General features: G+C 64.2%; 6 protein-coding genes. 3 read left to right on the forward strand and 3 right to left on the reverse strand.

Annotation, left to right across the window (positions count from 1 at the left end; translation table 11 throughout):
* From ACRDTL_RS03865 to ACRDTL_RS03875, 3 genes are all read right to left on the reverse strand, one after another.
* The coding region (locus tag ACRDTL_RS03865; protein WP_431505396.1) for an ATP-binding cassette domain-containing protein at nucleotides 1-544 on the reverse strand (544 nt) is incomplete at its 3' end.
* Nucleotides 541-1,470, reverse strand: a complete 930-nt coding sequence (locus ACRDTL_RS03870) for an ABC transporter permease (RefSeq protein WP_431505397.1) — start codon at nucleotides 1,468-1,470, stop codon at nucleotides 541-543. The genes ACRDTL_RS03865 and ACRDTL_RS03870, both read right to left, overlap by 4 nt.
* Entirely contained in the window at nucleotides 1,467-2,444 is a 978-nt protein-coding gene (locus ACRDTL_RS03875; RefSeq protein WP_431505398.1) for an ABC transporter permease, read from the reverse strand. Before ACRDTL_RS03875 ends, ACRDTL_RS03870 begins: the two co-directional genes overlap by 4 nt.
* Before the next feature lie 191 nt (nucleotides 2,445-2,635).
* Here ACRDTL_RS03875 and ACRDTL_RS03880 point away from each other — a divergent pair, with 191 nt between their 5' ends.
* The 3 genes from ACRDTL_RS03880 to ACRDTL_RS03890 form a co-directional block, all read left to right on the forward strand.
* Nucleotides 2,636-3,127, forward strand: coding sequence for a beta-class carbonic anhydrase (locus tag ACRDTL_RS03880; RefSeq protein WP_431505399.1), 492 nt, complete (start codon nucleotides 2,636-2,638; stop codon nucleotides 3,125-3,127).
* 226 nt (nucleotides 3,128-3,353) lie between these two features.
* A complete protein-coding gene (gene cysD / locus ACRDTL_RS03885; protein WP_431505400.1) occupies nucleotides 3,354-4,298 on the forward strand; it encodes a sulfate adenylyltransferase subunit CysD in 945 nt (314 codons plus the stop codon).
* The coding region (locus tag ACRDTL_RS03890; RefSeq protein ID WP_431505401.1) for a GTP-binding protein at nucleotides 4,298-4,601 on the forward strand (304 nt) is incomplete at its 3' end. The genes cysD and ACRDTL_RS03890, both read left to right, overlap by 1 nt.

The following is a 4,601-nucleotide window of genomic DNA, read 5'->3' on the forward strand; positions in this document are numbered from 1 at the left end:
TCGGTTCGTCGCAGATCAGCAGGTCGGGATCGTTGGCGATCGCGATCGCGATCACCACGCGCTGGCGTTCGCCGCCGGACAGCTCGTGCGGGAAGGCCCTCGCGCGGCGTTGCGGCTGCGCGATGCCGACCAACTCGAGCAACTCGACGGCGCGGTTGCGGGCGTCCGCTCGGCTGATCTCGCGGTTGTGGACCTCGATGGCCTCGGCTATCTGGTCGCCGACGGTGTAGACGGGCGTCAGCGCCGACATCGGGTCTTGAAACACGGTGCCGATCGCCTTGCCGCGGATCCGTGACATCGCCTGGTCGGACAGCCCGAGCAACTCTTCGTCGTGCAGCCGCACCGATCCCGAAACGTGAGCGTATTCGGGCAACAATCCGACGACGGCCATCGCGGCGGTGGTTTTGCCCGAACCGGATTCCCCCACGATGGCGACCACTTCGCCTGGATCGATGTGGTAACTCATGCCGCGCACCGCGGGCACGAGCAGGTCTTCGGTTTCGAAGGTGACGCCCAGATCCGTCGCCTCCAGCAGTGCGGTCACTTTGGGCGTCGCTTCTTGCGGCGTGCTGATCCGCTGCCGGGATCCAGCGCATCGCGCAGGCCATCGCCGGCGATGTTGGCACACAAGACGATCAGCACCAGCGCCCCCGCCGGGAACAGGAAGACCCACGGGAACGTGGTCGCCGAAGGGGTGCCGTCAGCGATCAGCGTGCCCAGCGACACGTCGGGTGGTTGAACACCGAATCCCAAGAAGCTCAAGCCGGTCTCGGCCAGGATCGCGAACCCGACATTGAGCGTCGCATCGATGATGAGGATCGAGGCGACGTTCGGCATGATGTGATGCACAATAATACGGCGGCTCGACACTCCCATATACCGTGCCGCACGGATGAATTCGCGTTCTCGCAGGCTCATTGTCAAGCCACGCACCATCCGCGAGCTGACCATCCAGCCGAACACCGCGAGCAGCACGACGAGCCACAGAATGCTGCCCGATCCTTTGATGCGCGGCGTGACGATGGCGATCAGGATGAAGCTCGGCACCACCAGCAGCAGATCCACCAGCCACATCAGCGCCCGGTCTCGCCAGCCGCCGAAGTAACCGGCCACCGATCCGACGGTGGCGGCGATACTGGTCGAGATCACCGCCACACAAAAGCCGATCAGCATCGACTTCTGCATGCCGCGCAGCGTCCGGGCCAGCAGGTCCTGGCCAAGCGTGTTGGTGCCGAACCAGTGCTGCAGTGACGGTGGCTGCAGCAGCGCTTCGTAGTCGAGCGCGGTGTAGCCATACGGAAGGAGCGGCGGCAGTGTGTAGCAGCCGATGAACAGCAGCGCCAGCAGAATCAACGCCACCACTGCAGGCTTGTTGCGGATGAACCGGCGTGCCAACAGGCTTCGCCGTGATGTGAAGGCGGCCGAGTGGATGCCCGATTTGACCGGCGTCGTCTCCGCGGTGGCCGTCATGAGACCCGGATCCTGGGATCTAGCGCCGCATAGATGACGTCGGATAACAGTCCGGCGAGCAGAATCGCTGCCCCGGTAAATGTCGTGACCGCCGCGATGACGTTGGTGTCCTGAGTCGAGATGCCCAGCACTACCCACTCGCCCATGCCGTGCCAGCCGAAGATCTTCTCGACGAACACCGCGCCGACGACCAGGCCGCTGACGCCATAGGCGAACAATGTGGCCATCGGAATCAGCGCGGTGCGCAGGCCGTGTTTGAACAGCGCACGCCGGCGGGTCAGGCCCTTGGCACGAGCGGTCCGGATGAAGTCCTCGTTCAGCACGTCTAGCATCGCGTTGCGCTGATATCGGCTGAAACCCGCGATCGCGGCCAGGGCCAGCGTGAGGGTCGGCAACACGATGTGCTGCACGCGGTCGACGAGCTGATCCCACAGTGCGCCGGGCGGAATCGGTGACGTCTCCCCGGTGTAGAGGAAGATCCGCACCCCGGTGAGCATGTTCACTTTCAGCCCAACCAGTATGAGCAGGCTCGCCAGCACGAATGCCGGGATGCTCAGGGTGGTCAACGACAGCACGGTGATCACCCGGTCGCTCAGCCGGTACTGACGGACCGCTCCCCAGGCTCCCACGATGACGCCGATCACCGTGCCCAGCACCGAACCGATCACCACCAGCCGCAGGCTCACCCCGATCCGGCGCCACAGTTCCTGGGAGACGGGGTGACCGGTCACCGTGGCACCGAAGTCACCGCGTACCGCGCCGGAAATCCATTTCGCGTAGCGGATGGGTATGGGTTTGTCCAAATTAAGCTCAACGGCTTTGGCGTGGATGGCCTCCGGCGGCGGCAGTGGGTGGCGCTGGATGAAACTGTCCAGCGGATGAAACGTCGCGGAAGTCAGGCAGAAGGCCAAGAGGGTCGCCAGCACCAACAGCACGACGTAATTCAGCAACCGGCGCGCCAGGAACCGGATCATGCTCGATGCCCTCGCCTGCGTCGCATGGGCACAGGGTAGAAGATCCACCGGTGACTCAGTGCATGAGGCAGTGGCAAAGCAAATGTGGGCGATTGCAATCCGGCTGATTCTGAGCAGTGAAATCCAGCTGCAGAATTGTTAAACTCAGCCGCTCGAGTGGTCGATCCAGCAAACAAACCAAGGAGATTGGCGTGACGGTTACCGACGACTACCTGGCCCACAATGCCGAATATGCGCGCTCATTCAACGGGCCGCTGCCGATGCCGCCGGGCAAACATGTGGCGGTCGTCGCGTGTATGGATGCCCGGCTGGACGTCTACCGCATGCTCGGGATCAACGAGGGCGAGGCCCACGTCATCCGTAACGCCGGCGGCGTGATCACCGACGACGCGATCCGGTCTCTGGCGATCAGTCAGCGGTTGCTGGGGACGCGCGAGGTCATCCTGATTCACCACACCGACTGCGGCATGCTCACCTTCACCGACGACGACTTCAAGCGCGCGATCGCCGACGAGACCGGTCTCAAACCGGGGTGGGCAGCCGAGGCCTTCCCAGACCCGGCCGACGACGTCCGGCAGTCGTTGCGCCGTATCGAAACCAACCCGTTCGTCACCCAGCACGAGTCACTGCGCGGCTTCGTGTTCGACGTCGCCACCGGCAAGCTCAACGAGGTCACCGGCTAAGCCCCGCTGGGGCCGGGCGTTCCGAGTGTGCGTCCAGGGCTTCGACTGTGCATCTAAGGCGCAGATGCCGCAAAATTCTCGCCGTCACCGCGCACTCGAAGCCCTCAGCGCACACTCGACCACTTGACGTTCATTGACAGTCGCCGCCGAGGCTGGTTTTATACATGGTAAGGCTCATAAATATGGTCAATGAGACCAACATTACCCGGAATGCACGAGAGAACTTATGACGACCCCAGCGACGACCGGTCACAACGACCGCCGCCCGGTTCCCGGGCAATATGAACTGAGCCATCTGCGGTCGCTGGAGGCCGAGGCCATCCACATCATCCGCGAGGTGGCCGCCGAGTTCGAACGCCCGGTATTGCTGTTCTCCGGCGGCAAAGACTCGATCGTGATGCTGCATCTGGCACTCAAGGCGTTCCGCCCGGGCCGGCTGCCGTTCCCGGTGATGCACGTCGACACCGGCCACAACTTCGACGAGGTCATCGCCACCCGCGACGAGCTGGTCAAGCAGATCGGGGTACGGCTGGTGGTCGCCAAGGTGCAGGACGACATCGACGCCGGCCGCGTCGTGGAGACCATCCCGTCGCGCAACCCGATCCAAACGGTGACCCTGCTGCGGGCCATCCGGGAGAACAAGTTCGATGCGGCGTTCGGCGGCGCCCGCCGCGACGAGGAGAAGGCTCGCGCCAAGGAGCGGGTGTTCAGCTTTCGTGATGAGTTCGGCCAGTGGGACCCCAAGGCCCAGCGGCCCGAGCTGTGGAACCTCTACAACGGCCGGCACCACAAGGGCGAGCACATCCGGGTGTTCCCGCTGTCGAACTGGACCGAATTCGATGTCTGGTCCTACGTCGGCGCCGAGAAGATCATGCTGCCGTCGATCTATTTCGCGCACCGACGGAAAGTGTTCGAGCGCGACGGGATGCTGCTGGCGGTACACCGGCACATGCAGCCCCGCGCCGACGAGGAAGTGTTCGAGCCGACGGTGCGATTCCGCACCGTCGGCGACGTCACCTGCACCGGTTGCGTGGAATCGACCGCGGCCACCGTGGCCGAAGTCATCACCGAGACGGCGGTGTCGCGGCTGACCGAACGTGGGGCCACCCGCGCCGACGACCGGATCTCGGAGGCCGGCATGGAGGACCGTAAACGGCAGGGATACTTCTGATGGCAACGCTGCTGCGACTGGCCACGGGCGGCTCGGTCGACGACGGGAAGTCGACGTTGATCGGCCGGCTGCTATATGACTCCAAGGCCGTGATGGAAGACCAGTGGGCGTCGGTGGAGCGCACCTCCAAGGAGCGCGGCCATGACTACACCGACCTGGCGCTGGTCACCGACGGACTGCGTGCCGAGCGCGAGCAGGGCATCACGATTGACGTCGCCTATCGCTACTTCGCCACGCCCAAGCGGAAATTCATCATCGCCGACACCCCCGGGCACGTGCAGTACACCCGCAACATGGTGACCG

This window comes from Mycobacterium sp., assembly GCF_050700595.1.
GTDB lineage: Bacteria > Actinomycetota > Actinomycetes > Mycobacteriales > Mycobacteriaceae > Mycobacterium.

Bases quoted from the DNA above. Each gene is read 5' to 3' on its own strand.
- ACRDTL_RS03870 (WP_431505397.1), bottom strand. From the start codon at position 1,470: ATGACGGCCACCGCGGAGACGACGCCGGTCAAATCGGGCATCCACTCG.
- ACRDTL_RS03875 (WP_431505398.1), bottom strand. From the start codon at position 2,444: ATGATCCGGTTCCTGGCGCGCCGGTTGCTGAATTACGTCGTGCTGTTG.
- cysD (WP_431505400.1), top strand. From the start codon at position 3,354: ATGACGACCCCAGCGACGACCGGTCACAACGACCGCCGCCCGGTTCCC.